22 protein-coding genes are annotated in these 22,207 nt (G+C 71.5%); 9 read left to right on the forward strand and 13 right to left on the reverse strand.

Annotated features, from left to right (window positions below; all coding sequences use genetic code 11):
- A partial coding sequence (locus tag AOK08_RS13470; protein WP_055525768.1) for a LysR family transcriptional regulator occupies positions 1-806 on the reverse strand: 806 nt, incomplete at its 3' end.
- A 130-nt stretch (positions 807-936) separates the two neighbouring features.
- On the opposite strand from AOK08_RS13470, the gene AOK08_RS13475 reads away from it, so the two are divergent.
- The 5 genes from AOK08_RS13475 to AOK08_RS13495 all read left to right on the forward strand — a co-directional run bounded on the left by AOK08_RS13475 (position 937) and on the right by AOK08_RS13495 (position 6,136).
- Positions 937-1,608, forward strand: a complete 672-nt coding sequence (locus tag AOK08_RS13475) for a succinate dehydrogenase (protein ID WP_055525769.1) — start codon at positions 937-939, stop codon at positions 1,606-1,608.
- 1 nt (position 1,609) lies between these two features.
- Positions 1,610-3,556, forward strand: coding sequence for a fumarate reductase/succinate dehydrogenase flavoprotein subunit (locus tag AOK08_RS13480; protein ID WP_055525770.1), 1,947 nt, complete (start codon positions 1,610-1,612; stop codon positions 3,554-3,556).
- Positions 3,553-4,302: a succinate dehydrogenase/fumarate reductase iron-sulfur subunit gene (locus AOK08_RS13485; RefSeq protein WP_055525771.1), complete on the forward strand. Its 750-nt coding sequence runs from the start codon at positions 3,553-3,555 to the stop codon at positions 4,300-4,302. The genes AOK08_RS13480 and AOK08_RS13485 overlap by 4 nt, the downstream gene beginning before the upstream one ends.
- Before the next feature lie 269 nt (positions 4,303-4,571).
- Positions 4,572-5,345: a GNAT family N-acetyltransferase gene (locus tag AOK08_RS13490; protein ID WP_055525772.1), complete on the forward strand. Its 774-nt coding sequence runs from the start codon at positions 4,572-4,574 to the stop codon at positions 5,343-5,345.
- A complete protein-coding gene (locus AOK08_RS13495; RefSeq protein WP_055525773.1) occupies positions 5,345-6,136 on the forward strand; it encodes a lysophospholipid acyltransferase family protein in 792 nt (263 codons plus the stop codon). The genes AOK08_RS13490 and AOK08_RS13495 overlap by 1 nt, the downstream gene beginning before the upstream one ends.
- Positions 6,137-6,266: 130 nt before the next feature.
- Here the strand turns inward: AOK08_RS13495 and AOK08_RS13500 are convergent, their stop codons facing one another.
- The gene (locus tag AOK08_RS13500; protein ID WP_055525774.1) at positions 6,267-7,307 is read right to left on the reverse strand and encodes an LLM class flavin-dependent oxidoreductase; all 1,041 of its coding nucleotides are present in this window, start codon (positions 7,305-7,307) and stop codon (positions 6,267-6,269) included.
- A 97-nt stretch (positions 7,308-7,404) separates the two neighbouring features.
- On the opposite strand from AOK08_RS13500, the gene AOK08_RS13505 reads away from it, so the two are divergent.
- From AOK08_RS13505 to AOK08_RS13515, 3 genes are read left to right on the forward strand one after another with little or no spacing between them, the layout of a single operon-like run.
- Positions 7,405-7,935, forward strand: coding sequence for a DinB family protein (locus tag AOK08_RS13505; RefSeq protein ID WP_079054006.1), 531 nt, complete (start codon positions 7,405-7,407; stop codon positions 7,933-7,935).
- Between the two features lie 54 nt (positions 7,936-7,989).
- Positions 7,990-8,475: a cation:proton antiporter regulatory subunit gene (locus tag AOK08_RS13510; protein ID WP_055525776.1), complete on the forward strand. Its 486-nt coding sequence runs from the start codon at positions 7,990-7,992 to the stop codon at positions 8,473-8,475.
- 7 nt (positions 8,476-8,482) lie between these two features.
- On the forward strand, positions 8,483-9,715 hold the full coding sequence (locus AOK08_RS13515) for a cation:proton antiporter (protein ID WP_055525777.1): 1,233 nt from the start codon (positions 8,483-8,485) through the stop codon (positions 9,713-9,715).
- Positions 9,716-9,753: 38 nt separating this feature from the next.
- Here AOK08_RS13515 and AOK08_RS13520 read toward each other — a convergent pair whose 3' ends face one another.
- Positions 9,754-11,139 (reverse strand): family 43 glycosylhydrolase, encoded by a 1,386-nt coding sequence (locus AOK08_RS13520; RefSeq protein WP_055525792.1) that lies wholly within the window; start codon positions 11,137-11,139, stop codon positions 9,754-9,756.
- Positions 11,140-11,423: 284 nt separating this feature from the next.
- Between AOK08_RS13520 and AOK08_RS13525 the strand changes: the two genes are divergently transcribed.
- Positions 11,424-11,924: a phosphatase domain-containing protein gene (locus AOK08_RS13525; protein WP_055525778.1), complete on the forward strand. Its 501-nt coding sequence runs from the start codon at positions 11,424-11,426 to the stop codon at positions 11,922-11,924.
- Positions 11,925-11,959: 35 nt separating this feature from the next.
- On the opposite strand, the gene AOK08_RS13530 is transcribed toward AOK08_RS13525, so the two are convergent.
- The 10 genes from AOK08_RS13530 to AOK08_RS13575 all read right to left on the reverse strand — a co-directional run bounded on the left by AOK08_RS13530 (position 11,960) and on the right by AOK08_RS13575 (position 22,167).
- Positions 11,960-12,175: a dodecin gene (locus tag AOK08_RS13530; RefSeq protein ID WP_055525779.1), complete on the reverse strand. Its 216-nt coding sequence runs from the start codon at positions 12,173-12,175 to the stop codon at positions 11,960-11,962.
- A gap of 133 nt (positions 12,176-12,308) precedes the next feature.
- Positions 12,309-13,271 carry an L-histidine N(alpha)-methyltransferase gene (egtD, locus tag AOK08_RS13535; RefSeq protein ID WP_055525780.1) on the reverse strand — a complete coding sequence of 321 codons (963 nt, stop codon included), beginning with the start codon at positions 13,269-13,271 and terminating at the stop codon, positions 12,309-12,311.
- Positions 13,268-14,059, reverse strand: coding sequence for an ergothioneine biosynthesis protein EgtC (gene egtC, locus AOK08_RS13540; RefSeq protein ID WP_055525781.1), 792 nt, complete (start codon positions 14,057-14,059; stop codon positions 13,268-13,270). Before egtC ends, egtD begins: the two co-directional genes overlap by 4 nt.
- Positions 14,059-15,381 (reverse strand): ergothioneine biosynthesis protein EgtB, encoded by a 1,323-nt coding sequence (gene egtB / locus AOK08_RS13545; RefSeq protein ID WP_055525782.1) that lies wholly within the window; start codon positions 15,379-15,381, stop codon positions 14,059-14,061. The genes egtC and egtB overlap by 1 nt, the downstream gene beginning before the upstream one ends.
- Complete coding sequence (gene egtA / locus AOK08_RS13550) at positions 15,378-16,727, reverse strand: ergothioneine biosynthesis glutamate--cysteine ligase EgtA (protein WP_055525783.1); 1,350 nt, start codon at positions 16,725-16,727, stop codon at positions 15,378-15,380. The genes egtB and egtA overlap by 4 nt, the downstream gene beginning before the upstream one ends.
- A 388-nt stretch (positions 16,728-17,115) precedes the next feature.
- Positions 17,116-17,562 carry a type II toxin-antitoxin system PemK/MazF family toxin gene (locus tag AOK08_RS13555; protein ID WP_055525793.1) on the reverse strand — a complete coding sequence of 149 codons (447 nt, stop codon included), beginning with the start codon at positions 17,560-17,562 and terminating at the stop codon, positions 17,116-17,118.
- 73 nt (positions 17,563-17,635) lie between these two features.
- A complete protein-coding gene (locus AOK08_RS13560) occupies positions 17,636-19,123 on the reverse strand; it encodes an SPFH domain-containing protein (protein WP_055525784.1) in 1,488 nt (495 codons plus the stop codon).
- A gap of 169 nt (positions 19,124-19,292) precedes the next feature.
- A complete protein-coding gene (locus AOK08_RS13565) occupies positions 19,293-19,511 on the reverse strand; it encodes a hypothetical protein (protein WP_241826941.1) in 219 nt (72 codons plus the stop codon).
- 66 nt (positions 19,512-19,577) lie between these two features.
- On the reverse strand, positions 19,578-20,693 hold the full coding sequence (locus AOK08_RS13570) for a helix-turn-helix domain-containing protein (RefSeq protein WP_055525785.1): 1,116 nt from the start codon (positions 20,691-20,693) through the stop codon (positions 19,578-19,580).
- Between the two features lie 499 nt (positions 20,694-21,192).
- Entirely contained in the window at positions 21,193-22,167 is a 975-nt protein-coding gene (locus AOK08_RS13575) for an alpha/beta hydrolase (protein ID WP_055525786.1), read from the reverse strand.
- Positions 22,168-22,207: the final 40 nt, after the last annotated feature.

The following is a 22,207-nucleotide window of genomic DNA, read 5'->3' on the forward strand; positions in this document are numbered from 1 at the left end:
ACCCTGAACAATCCCGGCCGAGCCAACGGAGTTACCCGCAGATCGTGCCCCGCCCGCCCCGCCACCATGCGCGGTACGACGGCCACGCCCAGCCCCGCCCGTACGAACCCCAGGACCGCGTCCATCTCCCCGCCCTCCACCGCGAACTCCGGCTCGAACCCGGCGGCGCGACACGCGGACACCGTCAGCTCGCGCAAGTCGTAGCCGTGCCGGAACATCACCATGCGCTCGCCCTCCAGATCGGCGACGCGGACGCTCGGCCGGCCCCGGCCGGGTGCGGGCGCGTCCGGGGACGACACCACGACCAGGTCCTCGCGCAGGATCTCCACCGTGGTCAGCGCCGGGGACGGGGCCGGCAGCGGAAGGACGACCAGGGCCAGGTCCAGGGCGCCGCGCGCCAGCTCCCGTACGAGGTCGTGCGAGCCGCCCTCCTCGATCAGCAGCCGGACGCCGGGATAGCGGTCGTGGAAGGCGCGCAGCACGTCCGGCAGCAGTCCCGTGCACAGGCTCGGGGTGGCGCCGAGGCGGATCCGGCCGGCCCGGAGCTGGACCAGTTCCTGCACCTCGTGCCGGGCGGTGTCCGCGTCGGCCAGGATGCGCCGGGCCAGCGGGAGCAGCGCCTCCCCGGCGTCCGTGAGGGTGATGTTGCCGCGGGCCCGCAGGAACAGTTCGGCGCCCAACTCCCGTTCCAGCGACTTGATCTGCTGGGAGAGCGAAGGCTGCGCGACATGGACGAGATCGGCGGCGCGGGTGAAGTGCCGGGTCTCGGCGACCGCCACGAAGTACTGGAGCTGCTGGAACTGCATACCGCCAGAGTACGGCCGTCATAGGCGGTGGCTATGGAAACGAGCCGGACCATGTCTTGGACCGATCGGGGGCCGGCCGCCTAGCGTCTGTCGCATGGCTCTGGCAACGCGGACGGACCGACGGCCGTCCATGGCGCGTACCGTGTGGGACTCGTCCGTCGGCAAGAAGACCGTGATGGCCGTCAGCGGCCTGATCATGCTGCTGTATCTCGTCGTCCACATGATCGGGAACCTGAAGATCTTCTTCGGGCCCGGCGAGTTCAACCACTACGCCCACTGGCTGCGCACGGTCGGCGAGCCCTTCATGCACTACGAGTGGACGCTCTGGCTCATCCGTGTCGTGCTCGTGGTGGCCGTCGTCGCCCACGCCACCTCCGCCTACCAGCTCAGCCGCCGCGACCTCCGCGCCCGGCCGGACAAGTACGTGCACAGGAAGGCGCGGACGAGCTACGCGACCCGCACCATGCGCTGGGGCGGGACCATCCTCGCCCTCTTCATCGTGTGGCACCTCCTCGACCTGACCACCGGCACCGTCCACTCCGGCGGCTTCCAGCCGGGCCACCCCTACCAGAACGTCGTCGACACCTTCTCCACCTGGTACGGCGACGTCATCTACATCGTCGCGATGCTCGCCCTCGGCCTGCACATCCGGCACGGCTTCTGGAGCGCCGCCCAGACCCTCGGCGTCGGCGACCGTGCCCGCGACCGCGCCCTCAAGACCGTCGCCAACATCCTCGCGCTGCTGCTCACGGCCGGTTTCCTCGCCGTACCCGTGGCCGTCATGACCGGAGTGGTGAGCTGAAATGACCTACACCGAATACGTCACCGGCGAGCCCCTCGTCGACCAAAAGGCGCCCGCCGGTCCGGTCGACGAGCGCTGGGACAGACGCCGTTTCGAGGCGAAGCTGGTCAACCCGGCCAACCGGCGGGGGCACACCGTCATCGTCGTCGGGACAGGGCTGGCGGGCGGCTCCGCCGGGGCCACGCTCGCCGAACAGGGCTACCACGTCGTCCAGTTCTGCTACCAGGACTCCCCGCGCCGCGCCCACTCCATCGCCGCCCAGGGCGGAATCAACGCGGCGAAGAACTACCGCAACGACGGCGACTCCGTGCACCGGCTGTTCTACGACACCGTCAAGGGCGGCGACTTCCGCGCCCGCGAGTCCAACGTCCACCGGCTGGCACAGATCTCCGTCGAGATCATCGACCAGTGTGTCGCGCAAGGGGTGCCGTTCGCGCGCGAGTACGGCGGACTGCTCGACACCCGCTCCTTCGGCGGCGTCCAGGTCTCGCGGACCTTCTACGCACGCGGCCAGACCGGTCAGCAACTGCTGCTCGGCGCCTACCAGGCGCTGAGCCGGCAGATCGCCGCCGGGAACATCGAGATGCGTGCCCGCACCGAGATGCTCGACCTGATCGTCGTGGACGGACGGGCCCGGGGGATCGTCGCCCGTGACCTGATCACCGGGGAGATCTCCAGCCACTTCGCGGACGCCGTCGTCCTCGCGACCGGCGGCTACGGCAACGTCTTCCACCTCTCCACGAACGCCATGAACTCCAACGCCACCGCCGTCTGGCGGGCCCACCGGCGCGGCGCCCACTTCGCCAACCCCTGCTTCACCCAGATCCATCCGACCTGTATCCCGCGCACCGGCGACCACCAGTCCAAGCTCACCCTGATGAGCGAGTCGCTGCGCAACGACGGCCGGATCTGGGTGCCGAAGGCCAAGGCGGACCGGCGGCCCGCGAACGACATCCCCGAGGCCGAGCGCGACTACTACCTGGAGCGGATCTATCCGTCCTTCGGCAACCTGGTGCCCCGCGACATCGCCTCCCGCGCCGCGAAGAACGTCTGCGACGAGGGGCGCGGTGTCGGACCCGGCGGCCAGGGCGTCTACCTCGACTTCGCGGACGCCGTACGGCGCATGGGACGGGGGGCCGTCGAGGAGAAGTACGGCAACCTCTTCGACATGTACGCGCGGATCACCGCCGAGGACCCGTACACCGTCCCCATGCGGATCTACCCGGCCGTGCACTACACGATGGGCGGCCTGTGGGTCGACTACGACCTCCAGACCACCGTCCCCGGCCTGTTCGCGATCGGCGAGGCCAACTTCTCCGACCACGGCGCCAACCGGCTCGGCGCCTCCGCGCTGATGCAGGGCCTCGCCGACGGCTACTTCGTCCTCCCGGCCACCATCAACGACTACCTGGCCCGCCACCCCGGCCGCGATCCCGTCGACGACCGACACCACGTCGTACAAGAGGTGTTGGCCGAGACCGAGGACCGCCTCAACCTCCTCCTCGCCGTCGACGGCGACCGCACCCCCGACTCCTTCCACCGTGAACTCGGCGAACTGATGTGGGAGTTCTGCGGAATGGCCCGCAGCGACAGCGGGCTGCGCAAGGCCCTCGAACGCATCCCGCGGATCCGGGACGAGTTCTGGCGGCGCATCAAAGTCCCGGGCACCGGCGAGGAGTTCAACCAGTCACTGGAGAAGGCGAACCGCATCGTCGACTACCTGGAACTCGCCGAGCTGATGTGCCTCGACGCCCTGCACCGCGCCGAGTCCTGCGGCGGCCACTTCCGCGAGGAGTCCCAGACCCCGGACGGCGAGGCGGAACGCCGGGACGACGAGTTCTCGTACACCGCCGCCTGGGAGTTCACCGGCACAGGCACGGCCCCCGTCCTCCACAAGGAAGACCTCGTCTTCGAGTACGTCCACCCCACCCAGCGGAGCTACGCATGAAGCTCACCCTGCGTATCTGGCGGCAGCGCAACGCCGACGCCGACGGCGCCATGTCCACGTACGAGGTCGACGGGGTCTCCGCCGACATGTCCTTCCTGGAGATGCTCGACACCCTCAACGAGGACCTCATCCTCCAGGGCGAGGACCCGGTCGCCTTCGACCACGACTGCCGCGAGGGCATCTGCGGCGCGTGCTCGCTCGTCATCAACGGCGACGCGCACGGGCCCGAGCGCACCACCACCTGCCAGCTCCACATGCGGTCCTTCCACGACGGCGACACGATCGACATCGAACCCTGGCGCGCCGCCGCCTTCCCGCTGGTCAAGGACCTCGTCGTGGACCGGTCGGCCTTCGACCGGATCATCCAGGCCGGCGGCTACGTCACCGCCCCCACCGGCGCCGCCCCCGAGGCCCACGCCACCCCCGTACCGAAACCGGACGCCGACTTCGCCTTCGAGCACGCCGAGTGCATCGGCTGCGGCGCCTGCGTGGCCGCCTGCCCGAACGGCGCGGCGATGCTCTTCACCTCCGCCAAGATCAACCACCTGAACACGCTGCCGCAGGGCGCACCCGAGCGCGAGACCCGGGTCCTCGACATGGTCGCGAAGATGGACGAGGAGGGGTTCGGCGGCTGCACCCTCGCCGGGGAGTGCGCCACCGCCTGCCCGAAGGGCATCCCGCTCGTCTCCATCACCGGAATGAACAAGGAGTGGCTGCGGGCCACCCGGAAGGCGGGCGGAAGGTAGCCCCCGCCCCCGGAGGTGACCGCCTTCCCACCGGGAGGTGACGGCCTCCTTATCAGGAACGTTCGCCGAAAAGTCGCGGACGGGCGGGACCGGCGGTGGTGCTCATTGCCGGTCCCGCCAGGCACCCCTGGCATTCAACAAGCTCACACCCGCACTCTCCGCGAGAGTCACGCGCAGGACAGCCGAGGTCGGAAGAACTGATTCGGCCGGACGTAACGGGACCGGCCAGCTCACCGTCGCCGTCCCCGGCCCGTGACCAGGAGAGAGCCATGACCGGCGTTTCCACCATCGAACGTCCCCCGCTCCCCGCCGTACCCAGCCGCTACACCGTCACTCTCGCACGCGACGAGGACGACGTACGAGCCGCGCAGCGGCTGCGCCACGACGTCTTCGCCGGTGAGCTGGGCGCCCTGCTGTCCACCCCGCAGCCCGGTCTCGACATCGACCCGTTCGACGCGTACTGCGACCACCTGCTCGTCCGCGACACGTTCACCGGCCAGGTCGTCGGCACCTACCGGCTGCTGCCCCCGGAGCGGGCCGCGGTCGCCGGACGACTGTACTCCGAGGGCGAGTTCGACATCTCCCGGCTCGACGCGATCCGCCCCGGCCTCGTCGAGGTCGGCCGCTCCTGCGTCCACCCCGACCACCGGGACGGCGCGGTCATCGGCCTCATCTGGGCCGGGATCGCCCGCTACATGGTCGACCGGGGCCACGACTGGCTGGCCGGCTGCTGCTCCATCCCGCTCTCCGACGGCGGCACCCTCGCCGCCGGCACCTGGGACCGCGTCCGGGACAGGCACCTGGCCCCGGAGGAGTTCCGGGTACGCCCGCTGCTGCCCTGGTCCGCCGACGGCGTGGCCCGTCCCGACGCCCGCACCGAACTGCCCCCGCTTCTGCGCGGCTACGTCCGGCTGGGCGCCTGGGTGTGCGGAGAGCCCGCCCACGACCCGGACTTCGGGGTCGCCGACCTGTACGTGCTGCTGTCGATGCGCCGGATCAACCAGCGCTATCTGCGGCACTTCCTCTCCCTCGTCCCGGCCTGATGAGCGTCTGGCTGCCCAGCGCGCCCTGCACCCCGAGGGCGTGCGTGGAGACGAAGGGTTCCGTGACGGCCGTACCCCTGGCCGTACTGCGACTGGTGACCGTCCTGGTCGTCCTGCTCGCGGGGATCACGCTGTGCCCGCTCGGCAGGAGGATCCCTGCCGGGTGGGTACGGCGCTGGGCCCGCACCATCGTGCGGGCGGCGGGGGTCAGGCTCCGGGTGACCGGGCCCACCGCGCCCACCGGGGGCGTGCTGCTGGTCGCCAACCACATCTCGTGGCTCGACATCCCGCTGCTGGCCGCCGTACGTCCCGCGCGGATGCTCGCCAAGGCCGAGATCCGGCACTGGCCGGTGGCGGGCGTGTTGACCGCCTCCAGCGGTGCGCTGTTCATCGAGCGCGACCGGCTGCGGGCACTGCCGCAGACCGTCGCGAAGATCACCGACGCGCTGCGCGAGGGCACGGCGGTCGTCGCCTTCCCCGAGGGCAGCACCTGGTGCGGCAAGGCCCAGGGCAGGTTCCGCCGGGCCGTGTTCCAGTCCGCGCTGGACGCCGGGGTTCCCGTGCAGCCCGTGCATCTGCACTACCGGCTCGCCGGGGGAGCGGCCAGTACGGCGCCCGCCTTTGTCGGTGAGGACTCGCTGCTCACTTCGGTGTGGCGGGTGGTGTCGGCGCGGGGGCTGGTCGCCGAGGTCGAGGTGCAGGACGTCATAGCGCCGGGGAGCCAACCGGACCGGCGTGCGCTGGCCCTGGCGGCTCAGCCACCGTTGCTCGGGCCGCATGGGCCGCAGTGAGGTGTTTTGTTGGGGTGGCTTCGCCTACTGGGGTGGTGGGGGATCGCCGTGGGCGGGTGCCGGCCCGGTGGGGGCTTGTCGCGCAGTTCCCCGCGCCCCTGAAAGGAGGGCGGCTGTGCCGCCTCTCCTTTCAGGCCCGCAGTACCTCGGCCAGCCGTCGGTACGAGTCCAGTAGGGCCGTTCTGTCGTACGTGCTGGTCGTGACCAGGATTTCTTGTGCTCCCGTGTCCTTCAGGACCGTCTCCAGCTCGTCGGCCACCTCGTCCGCTGTGCCGGCGAGCTGGCCCCTGAGTCCGGACTCGTAGAAGCCGCGCTCCTTCGTGGTCATCGTCAGGGACTCGACCCGTTCGGCGGGTGGCAGTGGTGGGAAGGTGCCGTGCGTGCGGGAGTACGCCATCGACCAGGCCTCGGGGATCAGGATCCGCCGGGCCTCCTCGGGCGTGGCGGCCACCGCCACAGTCCCCGAGACGATCACGTACGGCTCGCTCGCCCAGGGCGAGGGCCGGAACTCGGCACGGTAGGTGTCGATGCCGCGCAGCATCCGCTCGCGGGAGCGCAGGTCGCCGATGACCATGGGCAGGCCCGCGCGGGCGGCGATCGTGGCGCCCTCGCCCATGGCCAGCACGAAGGGCGGGATGGCCAGGCCCTCGGCGGGGCGGGCGCGTACCCCCGTCGGGGAGGTGCCGGCGAACCAGCCGAGGAGTTCGTCGAGCTGGGCCGAGAAGTCGTCGGCCATGTCCTTGTCGCGGCCCAGCGCCCGGCGCACCCCGTCGGTGAAGCCGACCGAACGGCCGAGCCCCATGTCGATCCGGCCCGGGAACAGGGACTCCAGGACCCCGAACTGCTCGGCCACGACCAGAGGTTGGTGATTGGGCAGCATGACGCCACCCGTGCCGACCCGGATTGTACGGGTCGCGGCGGCCACCGCCGCCGCCAGCACGGTCGGCGCGGAACCGGCGACACCGGGCACGCCGTGATGCTCGGAGACCCAGAACCGGTGGAACCCGAGCCGTTCCGCCTCCCGGGCCAGCGCGACCGTGTCCCGCAGGGCCTCGGCGTCCGGGTGACCCTCCCGGGTACGGGACCGGTCGAGCACGGAGAACCGGGCCCCGGACAGCACCGACCCCGCTCGCGGTACCGGACCCTCGGGTTGATCTGCTGGGCTTGGCATGGTCGCTCCGGACGTCCTCGGCTGTGTCCGTGTCAGCGATCTCCCGGGCGCCGGTATTCCTCGCGGTCTCCCGCGCACCTGTGCGAGGGTGCTGTACATGTCGACTACACCGGACGGCCGTCCCATACCTCCCGCGCACGCCGACGAACGCGCCATGCTGAGTGCCTGGCTCGACTTCCACCGGGCCACCCTCACCCTCAAGTGCGAGGGCCTCGACGACCGGCAGGCACGCCTCGCCTCGGCGGCGCCCTCGGAGATGACGCTGCTCGGACTCGTCCAGCACCTGGCCGAGGTCGAACGGAACTGGTTCCAGCGGGTGTTCGCCGGTCTCGACGTACCGCCGCTCCACCCGGAGGGCAAGGGCACCGGTTTCACCCTTCTCCCCGGGCACGGGCTCGACGAGGCGCTGGGCGTCTGGCGGGCGGAGGTCGCACGGAGCCGGGAGCTGGTCGCCGCCGCGGCCTCACTGGACGAGTCCGGACGCCTGCCGGAGGAGCTGGTGGCCGTGGTCGGTGCCGAGGGGCTCTCGCTGCGGTGGATCATGGTGCACATGATCGAGGAGTACGCCCGCCACAACGGCCACGCCGACCTGCTGCGTGAACTCGTCGACGGGACCACCGGGGCCTGAGACCCGGAAAGGGTCCGACAGAGCCGATCAGGCCGATCAGTAAGGGGATTCAACGTGTCTTCGTCACGCCTGCGGGCGACTCCGCTGCCGGGAATCGGGGTTCAGTACGACCTCCTCACGCGTGAGCACCGGCATCTGTCGGTGGTGGCCCACCGGGACGGCGGCCGTACCGTCAGCCTGTACCGGGACGACGATCCGGACTCCTGCGCCCACTCGCTGCGGCTGACCGCGCCCGAGGCCGCCTCGCTGATCGACGCGCTGAGCCCCTCGCACCACAGCCCCAGCCTGCTGTCCACGACACCGCTCGGGCTGGTGGCGGAGCGGGTCGAGGTGGCCGCGGGCTCGTACTGGAACGGGCGGCTGCTCGGGGAGACCCGGATGCGGACGGAGACCGGCGCGTCCGTGGTCGCCGTGCTGCGCCGGGCCGAGGCGATCCCCTCCCCGACGCCCGCCTTCCGGCTGGCCGGCGGGGACGTCATCATCGTGATCGGTACCCGCGAGGGCGTCGACGCCGCCGCGGCGATACTCGGACGGGAGTGAGGGCGCCATGCACTCCCAGGTTCTGCTGATCGAGTTCGGCTCCGTCATTCTCGCGCTCGGGCTCCTCGGCCGGATGGCCGCCAGACTGAGCTTCTCCCCGATACCCCTCTATCTGCTCGCCGGTCTCGCCTTCGGCAACGGCGGGCTGCTGCCGCTCGGCGCGAGCGAGGAGTTCATCGCCACCGGCGCCGAAATAGGCGTCATCCTGCTGCTCTTGATGCTCGGCCTCGAGTACACGGCCAGCGATCTCGTCTCCAACCTCAAGTCCCACTACCCGTCCGGCCTGGTGGACTTCACCCTCAACGCGCTGCCCGGCGCCGCCGCCGCGCTGCTGCTCGGCTGGGGCCCGGTGGCCGCCGTCGTGCTCGCCGGGGTCACCTGGATCTCGTCCTCCGGTGTCATCGCCAAGGTGCTGGGTGACCTGGGCCGGGTCGGCAACCGCGAGACCCCGGTCATCCTCAGCATCCTGGTCCTGGAGGACCTGGCGATGGCGGTCTATCTGCCCATCGTCACCGCGATGGTGGCCGGCGTCACGTTCGCCGCAGGCAGCGTGACCCTGGCGATCGCGCTCGGGGCCGCCGGTCTGGTGCTCTTCGTCGCCGTCCGCTACGGCCGGATCATCTCCCGCTTCGTCTCCAGCGACGACCCGGAGAAGCTGCTGCTGGTCGTCCTCGGGCTGACCATCCTGGTCGCGGGCATCGCCCAGGAGCTGCAAGTGTCCGCCGCCGTGGGGGCGTTCCTCGTCGGGATCGCGCTGTCCGGCGAGGTTGCCGAGGGCGCGCACACCCTGCTGAGTCCGCTCCGGGACCTGTTCGCGGCCATCTTCTTCGTCTTCTTCGGGCTGCACACCGACCCGGCCAGCATCCCGCCCGTGCTGCTGCCGGCCCTCGCCCTGGCCGCCGTAACGGCATGCACGAAGATCGCCACCGGCTACTGGGCGGCCCGCCGCGCCGGAATCTCGGCCAAGGGCCGCTGGCGGGCGGGCGGAGCGCTCGTCGCCCGCGGTGAGTTCTCCATCGTCATCGCGGGCCTCGCGGTCACCGCCGGCATCGAGTCCGACCTCGGCCCGCTGGCCACGGCGTACGTCCTGATCCTGGTCGTCGCGGGCCCGCTCACCGCCCGCTGGACCGAGCCCCTGGCCGCCGGGTTCGGCGCGTGGCGAGCAGGCCGCGCCCGCCCCACGCCCCCGGCCTCGGCACCGGCGGACGAGACGGTGCAGCCCACCACGGTCGGCGACTGAGTCCACCCATCGGTACCTCGCCCGCTCCGGCTATTCGGTTACTCGGTGTGGTACGTCGCGTCCTGCTGGTCCAAGGAGCTGCTGAGCGGCTGGAGTTGGAGCAGGCTGTCGTAGTGCCGGATGTAGCGGCCCGGGAAGTTGTACGACTCGAAGGACACCCCGGCCGGGTCGGCGAGGCCGGCCCGGCGGGTGAAGGAGGCGTCGGCCCGGAAGCCGGCCGTGCCGTCGTTCTTCTCCACCCACAGCTCGTAGTTCTTGTGCCGGAGGTAGTAGCCGGGGAAGTTCGCCGACTCCAGCGAGACGGTCCCGGAGCCTGTCAGGCCGGTGACGACCCGGAACTGCGAGTCGGCGAGGTTGGTGACGTTCGCCTCGATCCGCGCCCGGTACTCCCAGTGCCGGATGTACCGGTCCGGGTAGTTGAAGGACGAGAAGCGGACCGGGGTGACACCGTCGGCGACCGGGATGCCGAAGTTCGGGGTGCCGTCGGCGTTCCAGTACAGCTTCTGGTAACGGGTGCGCCGGTTGGGGTCGTTGAGCGGATCGCCGTTGATGTCACGGTAGTTGCGGTCGTGGTAGACGAGGATGTCGGACTCGCCGTCCTCGGAGACCGTGAAGGTGTTGTGGCCCGGCCCGTACTGCCCGGTCCTGTCATTGCTCGTGAACACCGGCCGTGAACTCTTCGTCCAGGAGGCCGGGTCGAGCAGATCGGCGGAGGCGGACGCGGTCAGCAGGCCCAGGCAGTAGTTGGCGTCGGTGGCGCTCGCCGAGAAGGCCATGAAGATCTTCCCGTCGCGCTGGATGACGGAGGGGCCTTCGTTGACCGTGTGCCCGATGACCTCCCAGGGCAGCGTGGGCCGGGAGATCATCGCCGGAGTGCCGCTGATGGTCCAGGGGTTGGACATCCTCGCGAGGTACAGGTTGGTGCCGTCGCCGACGGCCGGGTCGTTCTGCGCCCAGCTCAGATAGCGCGTGCCGTTCACCACGAACGTCGTCGCGTCGAGCGAGAAGGTGTCCAGCGGGAGCGCGATCCGGCCCTTCTCTGTCCAGGTCCCGGTGAGCGGATTGGCGGCCGGGCACTCCAGGACGTACGGGCGGATCTTCCAGATCTCCTCGGCGGCGCCGGCCGCGAAGTACACGTACCACTTGCCGTCGATGAAGTGGATCTCCGGGGCCCAGATGTGGGCGCCCATGTCACCGGTGGCGTGCTTGGTCCAGATGGTCGTCTCGGCGGCGGTCGCGAGGCCCTGGAGCGTGGTGGCACGGCGCAGCACGATCCGGTCGTACGCGGGGACCGTGGCGGTGAAGTAGTAGTAGCCGTCGGTGTGCCGGTGGATGTGGGGGTCGGCGCGCTGTTCGGCGACCGGGTTGGTGAAGGTGACGGCCGGGGAGGCCGGGACGGCCCCGAACGCCGGGGTGCCGAGCATGGCGGGCACGGTCACGGCGACGACCAGGGCCGTGCACGCCTTGAGGAGCGAGCGTCGGCCGGTCGGAATGCTGCGGGTGGGGTCCACGGCGGGTCTCCTTCAGCGGCCTGTTCCCAGGCCGACGTTGTTCGGTATATGGAACGGTGTGCGGAGGTTCGACCGCAAGATAGGGATGGGGCGGGAGTGAGTCAATGTTTCCGACAAATTGCGTACGGCGAAAGGAAGTTGGGCGGGGAGGGCGCGGGCGTGCCGGAGGTCGCAGGCGCTGGCTAGGGTCGTGAACCGTGACGCAGAACAGCAGCCCGAACAGCAGACCCCTCGCCGTCTTCGACCTCGACAACACGCTCGCCGACACCGCGCACCGGCAGCGCTTCCTGGAGCGCAAGCCGCGTGACTGGGCGGCCTTCTTCGCCGCCGCGCCGCATGACCCGCCCCTGGCCGAGGGGGTCGCGCTGGCTCTGGAGAGCGCGCGGGAGTGCGAGGTCGTCTACCTCACCGGACGGCCCGAACGCTGCCGCCGGGACACCGTCGAGTGGCTCGCCGCGCAGGGACTGCCCGAGGGGCGGATCTGGATGCGGCGCAACGACGACCGCAGGCCCGCCCGCGCCACCAAACTGGAGATCCTGCGCCGGCTGGCCCGCGACCGCGAGATCCGCGTCCTGGTGGACGACGACGAACTCGTCTGCCAGGACGCGGAACGCGCGGGCTTCAGGGTCGTACGGGCCCGCTGGGCGGCCGAGTCCGCCGCGCTGGAGGAGGCGCAGGAGGGCGAGGGCCGTACCTGAGCCAGGGCGACAGGCCCCAGGGGTCTACGAGGCTGTCACTCGCTGTCCTCCAGTCGGAAACCGACCTTCAGGCCGACCTGGTAGTGCTCGACCTGCCCGTCCACGATCTGGCCCCTGACCTGCGTGATCTCGAACCAGTCCAGATTGCGCAGGGTCTGCGAGGCCCGGCTGATGCCGTTGCGGACGGCCTGGTCGACGCCTTCGTGCGAGGTGCCGACGATCTCGGTGACCCGATAGGTGTGGTTCGACATGCGGGTGCTCCTCTTCGCCGTACTGGATGTGCCGGACGCGCCGGGGTGTGGCGGGTGTCGTGGGTGCGGTCGGTCGTTCCGGCGCGTTCCACGTTCCACCGTGCCCCATGCGACCGGGGTTCGCGAGGTGTCGCTATGGGGCGAAGCCCAGGGACAGGGCGAATCGGCCGCGCTCGTCCGTCCACCACCGGGTCGGCTCAAGACCGGCGGCGGCCAGTTCGTCGCCCACCCCGTCCTTCCGGAACTTCGCCGACACCTCCGTACGCATCTCCTCGCCCGCCGCGAAGTCCACGGCGAGATCGAGCGCGGGGATCTTCACGGTCTGCTCGGCGAGGGAGCGCAGCCGCATCTCGATCCACTCGTTGTCCGAGTCCCACAGCGCCACATGCTCGAACGCGTCGGGATCGAAGTCGGCGCCGAGTTCGCGGTTGACGACGGTCAGCACGTTCTTGTTGAACGCGGCCGTCACGCCCGCCGCGTCGTCGTACGCCGGGACCAGCACCGACTCGTCCTTGACCAGGTCCGTGCCGAGCAGCAGCGCGTCCCCGGGCGACAGCAGGGAACGCACCGACGACAGGAACACGCCCCGTTCGGCGGGCAGCAGATTGCCGATCGTGCCGCCGAGGAACGCCACCAGCCGGGGCCCGGGCGTGTCCGGCAGTGCCAGAGCGCCGGTGAAGTCGGCGATCAGGGCGTGCACGGAGAGCCCCGGCCGCTCGGCGATCAGCGCCTCCCCGGCCTGCCGCAGCGCGCTCTCACTGACGTCGACCGGGACATACGTCTCCAGCTCCGGCAGGGCGTCCAGCAGATGCCGTGTCTTGTCCGACGAGCCGGAGCCCAGCTCGACCAGCGTGCGCGCCCCGGTCACGGCGGCGATCTCCCCGGCCCGGTCGAGCAGGATCTCGCGCTCGGCCCGGGTCGGGTAGTACTCGTCCAACTCGGTGATCTCGTCGAAGAGTTCACTGCCGTGGGCGTCGTAGAACCACTTCGGCGGGAGTGTCTTGGGCATACGGGTGAGCCCGTGGAGGACATCGGCGCGCAGGGCGGCCTCCGTGGCGTCCTCGGGCAGGGTGCGGGTGACCAGGAACGTGCTCACGTGCGAAGCTCCTCGGGTGGTACGGATGCCAGGTCGCCGCTCAGGTCCTGGAGCGGGGTGAGCCGTACCCCGGTGCGGCTCGCGATGACGAGGGTGCGGTCGGGTACCTCCTGCCAGCGGGGATCGTCGTCGTAGGGCTCGGACGCCACCACCGTGCGGGGGCCCGGCCCGGTCAGATGGAAGAGGGTGTCGCCCCAGGTGGTCGCGGCGATCGTCGTGCCGTCCGTGAGCAGCAGATTGAGCCGGGAACCGGGGGCCGCCGCGCCGGCCTCCACGACGGTGCGGGCCAGCGCCCGCCCCACGTCGTCACCGGTGTGCAGCCGGTGCAGCACCAGCGCCCACAGGAACGCCGAGTCGGTGCGCGCCTCCATCGACAGCAACTCCTCGCCGGGCAGGGCCCGTACGAGGGGCGCGAGCGATCCCGGCCAGCCGATGACCGCCCCGTTGTGCCCGAACAGCCAGGCACCGGCGGCGAAGGGCGCCGCGGCGGCCTCCCCGTCGGCGCCCGCCACGGTCGCGTCCCGTACGGCGGCGAGCAGCGCGGTGGTCCGTACGACCCGGGCGAGGTCGGCGAAGGACGGGTCCCCCCAGATGGGCCCGGCGCGCCGGTAGCGGGCGGGCACGGGATCACCTTCCGCGTACCAACCGACCCCGAAACCATCGGCGTTGACGGTCCCGTACCGCTGGTGCCGGGGCGCCCAGGACTGCCGGTACAGCCCGTGCGGCGGCTCCAGCAGCACGCTGCCGATCGACTCCGGGGGCCCCAGGAAGGCCAGTTGACGGCACATCAGACGGCCTCCGGGGTACGGGCGGTGCGGAACCCGGAGAAGATCTGCCGCCGGATCGGATAGTCCCAGTTGCGGAACGTCCCCCGGCAGGCCACCGCGTCCACGGCGAACGAACCACCGCGCAGCACCTTGTACTCGGGCCCGAAGAACACCTCCGAGTACTCCTTGTACGGGAACATGCTGAACCCCGGGTACGGCAGGAAGTCGCTCGCCGTCCACTCCCACACGTCGCCGATCAACTGCCGCACCCCGAGCGGCGATTCCCCGGCCGGGTAGCTTCCGGCGGGCGCCGGACGCAGATGCCGCTGGCCGAGGTTGGCGTGCTCGGGGGCGGGGTCGGCGTCGCCCCAGGGGTAGCGCGTCGAACGGCCGGTCGCCGGGTCGTGCCGGGCGGCCTTCTCCCACTCGGCCTCGGTGGGCAGCCGGCGCCCGGCCCAGCGGGCGTACGCGTCCGCCTCGTACCAGCAGACGTGCACGACGGGCTCGTCGGGCGGCACCACCTCGGTGACCCCGAACCGCCGCCGCAGCCACTGCCCGCCCTCCCGGAACCAGAACAGCGGTGCGTACAGGGAGTGTTGGCGTACGTGTTTCCATCCCTCCGGTGTCCACCAGCGCGGGTCGTCGTAGCCGCCGTCCGCGATGAACGCCTGGTAGGCGGCGTTGGTCACCGGTGTGGTGTCGATGAGGAAGGACGCCACCTCACGCCGGTGCGCGGGCCGTTCGTTGTCCAGCGCCCAGGGCTCGGTGGAGGTGCCCATCGTGAACGGGCCACCGGGGACCAGGACTTCGGCCGGACCGGTGAACGGGGGAGCGGGCGAGGGATCGGGAGCGGTGAGAACCGCCGGGCCCTTCCTGAGCTGATGGGTGATCAGCATCGTCTCGTCGTGCTGCTGTTCGTGCTGGGCGATCATCCCGAAGGCGAACCCGGCCTCGGTCAGCCGGGCACCCGTACCCTCGAACGCGGCCTTCTCCAGCACGTCCAGGACCCGGCCGCGCACCTCCGCCGCGTAACCACGGGCCTCGGCGGGCGGCAGCAGCGGCAGCGAGGGCCGTTCGGCGCGGGAGTGCTCGAAGGCGTCGTACAGGCCGTCGATCTCGGGCCGCATCGCCTCCCGCCCGGCGACCGCTCGCAGCAGCCACAGCTCCTCCTGGTTGCCGATGTGCGCGAGGTCCCACACCAGCGGGGACATCAACGGCGAGTGCTGGGCGGTGAGTTCGGGATCCTCGATGGAGGTGAGGAGCGCCGTCCGCTCCCGCGCGGTGGTGAGCGCCGCCAGGGCACGCTCCCGGAGCGTCTCCGGATCCAGGGCGGGGTCGGTCATGTGCGGAGATCCTTTCCGTACGAGGTCCCGTGCGAGGTCCCGTGCGCGGGCCGGTCCGTCCCGGTGCCGCGCAGACTGTCGAGCAGGTCGTCGGCGGGGCAGCGGCCCCGGCTGACATAGCGGTCGAGATACGCGGCGACCGCGCCGACGACCTCCTGGCTCGCGCCGAGCCGGGGCAGGGCGTCCAGGGCGGCCGAGAAACAGACGAGGGCCACCTCCCGCAGCTCCGGGTCGGTCATGCCGTCGCGGGCCGCGTCGGCCCACAGCGGATTGTGCGGGGCGGGCAGCGACCGGGTGCGCTCGGCGAGCGGCTTGACCGCCCGGTAGGCGGTCTCGGCGGCCTCGGGGTCGTCGAAGAGCGCCGCCGTGACGGCGAGCGGGACGATCCAGCCGTCGTCGCCGGGCTGGGCGTCGATCATGCGCAGTTCGAGATGGCCGCGCGGTCTGACCGGCGGGAACAGGGTCGTCAGGTGGTATTCGAGATCCTCCCGCGTGGGCGGCCGGGGCGCCCCGGAGCGGATCCACTCCCGGAACGTCAGCCCGTCCTCCGGCACGTCCCACGGTCCGCTGTCCTGCCGTACGCACATCACCGGCGCGTCCAGCACATGGCGGGCCCAGGCCCGCCGGGGTTCGACGTCGAGGGGCGGTCCGCCCGCCCTGCCGGTGCCGATGTCCGTCCACAGCGACTGCCGGGTGGAACGCCAGCCGGTGGGGCTGCCCAGGGCCAGCGGGGAGTTCGCGAAGGCGGCCACCAGGACCGCGCCGAGCTGGTGGGAGAGCCACCAGCGCCGCCCGTGCCCGAGCGGGCCCGGCTCCTCGTGGCCGGCGTCGAGGCACACCTGCACGGAGGCCGAGGTGCACATCATGGCCCGGCCTGCCGGACCGGTGCGGTCGAGGCACCGCTCCATGGCGTCGTAGCGCGGTTCGCGCAGGAAGCGGCGGGGTGGGCGCCAGGGATCCTGGCCGGCGCCGACGATACGGAGACCGTCCTCACGCAGTACCGCGCGGACGGCGTCCAGGTCGGCGGAGACGGACTCCACGCACTCCATCAGGGATGCGGCGGGAGTGGAGCTGAGCTCCAGCTGACCGCCCGGTTCGACGGTGAGCGCCGACCTGAGAGGCAGGGTCCGCAGTGCGGCGTAGGCCGCTTCGAGCCGTTCGGGTGACACGGGGAGCCGCGGCTGCCGCAGCTCCTGGACCAGCCATTCCACCTCGACACCGAGAGTGCGGGGCGGTCCGGTCTTGAAACAGATTCCCCGGACGAGGGCTTCGACCTCGGCCTCGGAGAGGGCGGTGCGGCGTTTCGTACAGCCACCTGCCGAAGTGGCATTCGACGCATCGGACATGTCGGGATCCTCCTGAGACTCCACCATGCCGCCGGCCCTGTTTCGGGTGGGCCGGACAGGCAACGCTCGTCCCACCCAAACCCCTCGCGCCGAATCGCACAAGGGTGCCCATGGGTGCGCTTTCCGGACGATGGATCTCCGTTTCCTTGACGTTTCCGGACTGTTCGTATGCCCGGGAAACCCTGTTGCACCACCTGTCCAGCATCACCCACGATGCCTGTATGAGCACGGCGGGGGAGTGAGCACCGGGCACTCATGGCGCACACGGGGGTGGTGCCATGAGTGCCCGACGGAGGGTTACCGACTGGTAGTGCGGGGCGCATGGCGCCCCCGCAGGGGCGCGGGGAACTGCGCGAGAAGCCCACCGACCCGCACGGTCAAGACAACCTCAACGCCACCCGTACCGCTCTTGCAGCCGCCGCACGACGGCATTGAACCGCATCCGGTCCAGCGCACACGCCTCGCGCCGCATCCCGTCCTCGAAGAGCCGCAGCACCCGGTCGACATCGACCCACGACTCGCGCCCGGTCCGGTCCCACGGCCCGCTCCCGATCGGCACCCACTCCCGATCTCCGTCGTGCCGCTTGCTGGACAACTGCACGGCGAGAAACGTCCCGCCCGCCTCGCGGGCGACGACAAGCACGGGCCGGTCCTTGCCGCGCCCGTCGTTCTCTTCGAACGGCACCCAGGTCCATACGATCTCGCCGGGATCGGGATCCCCGTCGTGGGCGGGCGAGTACTCCGTACGCACCCGTCCTACGTCGCGGGGATCGGCCTCGGTGGTGGCGGAAGGGCCGTAGCGGCCCGGGACTTCGGCATCGGGAAAGGCAGTCACGAGGCCCACGTTAGAGCCTGCGTCCCGCCCCGCCCGCCGCCGCCCCGCACCTCACCGCACGGCCCGTGACGCCCTACCGCTCGTCCGTGTCCACCTGCACCTTCTGAACCTGCGGTGCCGCCGAGCCGTTCAGCGCCGAAGTCCCGTTCGGCGTCTGCCCGTTCTGGTTCATGGACGCGAGCAACTGCCGGGCGAGACCCAGCCCCGTACCGCCCATGGTGAGCGCCTTGGCGAGCATCTCCGCCATGCCGTCCGCGCCGTTGAGCACCACCATGTTGTCCACGCTGCCGAACGCGGAGGCACCGGCCTTCACGATCTCCGGCCAGTTCTCGGCGAGTTGCTGGGCGACCACCGCCTCCTGGTTCTCCGCGAGCGCGGCGGCCCGCGCCTTGATGGCCTCCGCCTCCGCGAGCCCCTTCGCCCGTGTCGCCTCGGCGGCCGCGAGCCCCTTGGCCTGGGACGCGGCGGCCTCGGCCTCACCGGTGGCCCTGGTCGCCATGGCGGCTGCGGCACCCCGTGCCTTGGTCGCCTCGGCCTCGGCGGTCGCGGCGGTCTTGACCCGGTTGGCCTCGGCCAAAGCCGCCAGCTCGGTCTCCTTGGCCTTCGCCTGCGCCGCCGAGATACGCGCGTCACGCTCGGCCTCGGCCCGCGCCCGCGTCTCGTAAGCCTGCGCGTCGGCCGGCTTGCGGACGTCCGCCTGGAGCTGCTGTTCCTTGCGCAGGGCGTCGAGTTCGGCGATGCGCGTCTCCTGGATGACGACGTCCTGGCGGGCGGCGGCGTCGGCGAGCGGTCCGGCCTGGCGGGCCTTGGCCGCCGCCTTGTCGCGCTCGGCCTGGTAGCCGGCCTGGAGGATCTCGCTGTCCCGGGTGGCCTCGGACATGCGGGCCGCGGCCTTCTGCTCGGCCTCGGTGGCGAGCCGGTTGGCCTCGGCCTGCGCGATTCGCGCGTCCCGCTGGACGGCGGCGGCGTGCGGCATGGCGAGGTTCTTGATGTACCCGGTCGGGTCCTCGATCTCGTGGATCTGGAGGGAGTCGACGATCAGGCCGAGCTTCTCCATCTCCGTGCCGCACGCGGCCCGGGTCTGCCCGGTGAGCTTCTCGCGGTCGCGGATCATCTCCTCGACGGTCAACCCGCCGACGATGGACCGCAGATGACCGGCGAACACGTTGTGCACGCGCTCCGCCATCATCTTCTGCTGGTCCAGGAAACGGCGGCCCGCGTTGGCGATCGACACGAAGTCGTCACCCACCTTGAAGATGACCACGCCGCGCACCTTGAGCGGAATGCCCTGGGTGGTCACGCAGTCCACGTGCAGCTCGGTCTCGTTCAGGTCGAGCGAGATCTTGCGCACCGCCTGTACCCCGGGCAGCACGAGCGTTCCACGCCCCGTGACGATGCGGAATCCCATGCCCGCTTCAAGGCCTTCGGTTCTGTGCTTCGAACCGGAGATGATGAGTGCCTCATTGGGTTCTGCGACCCGCCACATCATCTTGAACACACCGATGAGTGCGAGGACGGCAACTACCGCTACCCCCGCAACGACGCCGATGAACATCGGCATACGCCCCCTTTGCCTGGTGCCCTTTCGGCACCGAACGACGCAAGGGTGCACCTGTGCGGCGCCCTGGTACAGCGGCTGGGGAATCCTTGTTGCAAGCTTGACGCACACGTGATCATCCGCAGACGTACGGACGCCGCGGCAGCCCGTTGCGACGGCCCGTACGCCGGGCTCAGCAGTCGTACGCCGAGGTGACGTACACGGTGCGGGGCGGCAGGTACTCGACGACCATGACCACCGTCCCGCGTTCGATCCGGTCCTGGGCGGAGGCGGCATACGCCAGGAAGTGCTCGGCGCCCCCGCGCACCCGGACGATCACCTCGCCGACCAGCCCCGGTCCGATCGTGCCGGTCACCCGCCCCATCAAGCCGACCATCGGCGCGTCGTCCATGGTCACAGCGTACGGGCCCGGGCGCCTTTGCGGGCCCGCCGAGGCGACGGCCCCTTCACCCTCCCGCTACGGGCGGCCCAAATGCCGCATCGTCAGGGCCAGTTGCAGCCTGAGGTGGCCCTGCGGGGTGCGGAGGGGCCACCCGAGGAGTGTCTCGGCGTGGCCCAACCGGTCCTGGAGCGTGGAGTGGTGGACGTTCACCTCGACGGCGGCGCCCCGCAGACTCGCCGTCGAGGCGATCGCGTGCAGCGTCGTCAGCATCCAGGGCGCGTCCGCGACCGCGGCCTCCAGCGCCCGCACATCGGGCGGCGGATCGGCCCCCGGTACGACCAGCTCGGCGAGCAGCCCGATTCCGCCGAGCTCATCGGCGTACACGACCCGTGGTCCGGGGGAGTGCGGGGTGCCGTCGGCGGTGAAACGGAGTGCGGTGCGGGCGGCCGCCCAGGAGCCCGGCAGTTCGAGCACGGGCACGGCGGGGCCGACCCCGACCCGGCCGGGCGGAAGGGCGGGGCGGGTGGACCCGGCAGGTCCGGTGGAGCCGGCAGGACCGGTGGAGCCGGTGGATCCTGCGGATCCGGGGTCGGTGGCGGTGGGCCTGACATGGGCCGGCCGGTCCGGGGCCGGTCCGCGCAGGGCGGAGGAGGCGAGGACGCGGGGCGGGCCGTCGAGCGGCGCGACCGCGTGGGCCCGGGCGGCAGGGTCGAGGCCCAGTCGGCGGGCCGCGTGCAGCCGGGCCTGCTCCGGTGCGGTGCCGTCGAGAAGGGTTTCGACGAGCGCCGGGTCGTCGGTGGAGGCCGAGGGCGCGCGGCCACGGGTGCGGTCGAGGACGAGGCGGACGGCTGCCGCCGCCCGCTCCAGGATCACCGCGTCCACGACGGTGGGTGTGCCGGCCCGCTCCAGCCACAGCGCGGGGGCGCCGTCCGGGGACAGCGCGGCGGACGGCCAGGCGGGGTCCGGGGGCTGGTCCGTGTCCCGGCGGTGTCCGTCGGTCTCGACGCGCAGATGTACCCGCCGGGCGGTGTCGGCGAGCCGTGCCGGGCAGCCGGCCAGCACGGCGGCGCCGCGGACCAGGGCCTCCAGGCCGGCCCGGTGCTCGGCCAGCTGGTCGAAGTAGGCGATGACTCGAACGGCGGCGCCGGCATCTGGATCCACTGCGGTCAGTCGACCTGCCAGCTCTTTCATGGGGCCATGGTGCCAGGTGCTCCGCAGGTTGTGCGGTTCCTTGTCTGCGGGCTCGGTGGGGGCCGGTCGCGCAGTTCCCCGCGCCCCTTGAGGGGTGGCTGCGCCTCCCTTCAAGTACCCGGCCGGGCCGGTGACGTGGTGGCTGGGGCCTACCGTCATGTCCCTGACCGGGCTGCTGGGGGTGCTGGGCCTCCTGTGCCTGCCGCGCCTCTTGCGGCTGTGGTCGCCGTGTTCTGCCGCGGGTTCGGTGGGGGCTGGTCGCGCAGTTCCCCGCGCCCCTTGAGGGGTGGCTGCGCCCCCTCATGTCCTTGGGCGGGGCGTTGAGGGGTGGCTGCGGCCCCCCCTCAGCGCCCCCGCCGGGGTGCTGAGGGGAGGTTGCGGCCGCCTCAAGGCCCGGGACGGGCGCTGAGGGGTGGCTGGCCGCCTCAAGGCCCCGTCGGGTTGTTGAGGGGTGCCAGTGCCTCCCAAGGTGCTGGTCGTGGCCCTGAGTCTCAGGGGGTTACTCCGCCAGTAGTCTGCGGAGCCAGTTGAGCTGGGCCGATTGGCAGGACTGGGAGAGGGCTGCCTGGGGGGCGAAGCCGTCGAAGCCGTGGAAGCCGCCCGGCCAGACGTGCAGCTCGGCGGAGCCGCCGGCTTGCCACAGGCGGGTGGCGTACGCGACGACCTCGTCGCGGAACGTCTCGGCGGAGCCGACGTCCAGGAAGGCCGGGGGCAGGCCGGACAGGTCCTCCGCGCGGGCCGGGGCGGCGTACGGGGAGACGTCAGGGCCGCCGCGCCCCTCGCCGAGCAGCGCGGTCCACCCGGTGTCGTTGGCCGTGCGGTCCCACACCCCGAGGCCGACCATCTGGTGCGCGGACGGGGTGTCGTTGCGGTCGTCGAGCATTGGGCACATCAGCAGTTGGCCGACGGGCCGCGGACCCTCGCGGTCCCTGAGCAGCAGGGCCAGCGCGGCCGACAGACCACCACCCGCGCTGGACCCCGCGATGACGATCCGCTCGGGGTCCGCGCCGAGCTCCTGGGCGTGCTCGGCGGTCCACAGCAGCCCGGCGTACACGTCGTCGATCTGTGCCGGGTACGGGTTCTCCGGCGCCAGCCGGTACTCCACGGACACCACGACCGCGCCCAGCTCCTTGGCCCACCGCAGCGCCGCGTCCACACCGACGCGGTTGTTGCCGATCACCATGCCGCCGCCGTGCACGTGGTAGATCACGGGCAGCGGACCGTCCGTCGCCGGAGCGACCGGCCGGCAGATCAGCAGCGAGATGTCGGGCGCGTTCTCGGGGCCGGGCACGACCCGGTCCTCGGCCTGGAACAACCCGTCCACCGTCAGGTCCATGTCGGCCAGCATCTGAATGCCGGGTCCGTTGCGCACGAACTCGATCTCGTCCATGGCCAGATGCGGCGGCACCGCCTCGTTGAGCATCACCAGGACGGCGGCGAGTTCCGGGTCGAACGGGGGCGGGGTAAGCGTCATTGCTCTGCTCCTCGTGCTGCGTGCTGCGGCTCGTGGGGCG

The sequence above is a fragment of the Streptomyces graminilatus genome, assembly GCF_001418565.1.
GTDB lineage: Bacteria > Actinomycetota > Actinomycetes > Streptomycetales > Streptomycetaceae > Streptomyces > Streptomyces graminilatus.

Coding starts and splice junctions, on each gene's coding strand:
- AOK08_RS13475 (WP_055525769.1), top strand. CDS start 937: ATGGCGCGTACCGTGTGGGACTCGTCCGTCGGCAAGAAGACCGTGATG.
- AOK08_RS13480 (WP_055525770.1), top strand. CDS start 1,610: ATGACCTACACCGAATACGTCACCGGCGAGCCCCTCGTCGACCAAAAG.
- AOK08_RS13485 (WP_055525771.1), top strand. CDS start 3,553: ATGAAGCTCACCCTGCGTATCTGGCGGCAGCGCAACGCCGACGCCGAC.
- AOK08_RS13490 (WP_055525772.1), top strand. CDS start 4,572: ATGACCGGCGTTTCCACCATCGAACGTCCCCCGCTCCCCGCCGTACCC.
- AOK08_RS13495 (WP_055525773.1), top strand. CDS start 5,345: ATGAGCGTCTGGCTGCCCAGCGCGCCCTGCACCCCGAGGGCGTGCGTG.
- AOK08_RS13500 (WP_055525774.1), bottom strand. CDS start 7,307: ATGCCAAGCCCAGCAGATCAACCCGAGGGTCCGGTACCGCGAGCGGGG.
- AOK08_RS13505 (WP_079054006.1), top strand. CDS start 7,405: ATGTCGACTACACCGGACGGCCGTCCCATACCTCCCGCGCACGCCGAC.
- AOK08_RS13515 (WP_055525777.1), top strand. CDS start 8,483: ATGCACTCCCAGGTTCTGCTGATCGAGTTCGGCTCCGTCATTCTCGCG.
- AOK08_RS13520 (WP_055525792.1), bottom strand. CDS start 11,139: ATGCTCGGCACCCCGGCGTTCGGGGCCGTCCCGGCCTCCCCGGCCGTC.
- AOK08_RS13530 (WP_055525779.1), bottom strand. CDS start 12,175: ATGTCGAACCACACCTATCGGGTCACCGAGATCGTCGGCACCTCGCAC.
- egtC (WP_055525781.1), bottom strand. CDS start 14,059: ATGTGCCGTCAACTGGCCTTCCTGGGGCCCCCGGAGTCGATCGGCAGC.
- egtB (WP_055525782.1), bottom strand. CDS start 15,381: ATGACCGACCCCGCCCTGGATCCGGAGACGCTCCGGGAGCGTGCCCTG.
- egtA (WP_055525783.1), bottom strand. CDS start 16,727: ATGTCCGATGCGTCGAATGCCACTTCGGCAGGTGGCTGTACGAAACGC.
- AOK08_RS13560 (WP_055525784.1), bottom strand. CDS start 19,123: ATGCCGATGTTCATCGGCGTCGTTGCGGGGGTAGCGGTAGTTGCCGTC.
- AOK08_RS13565 (WP_241826941.1), bottom strand. CDS start 19,511: ATGGACGACGCGCCGATGGTCGGCTTGATGGGGCGGGTGACCGGCACG.
- AOK08_RS13570 (WP_055525785.1), bottom strand. CDS start 20,693: ATGAAAGAGCTGGCAGGTCGACTGACCGCAGTGGATCCAGATGCCGGC.
- AOK08_RS13575 (WP_055525786.1), bottom strand. CDS start 22,167: ATGACGCTTACCCCGCCCCCGTTCGACCCGGAACTCGCCGCCGTCCTG.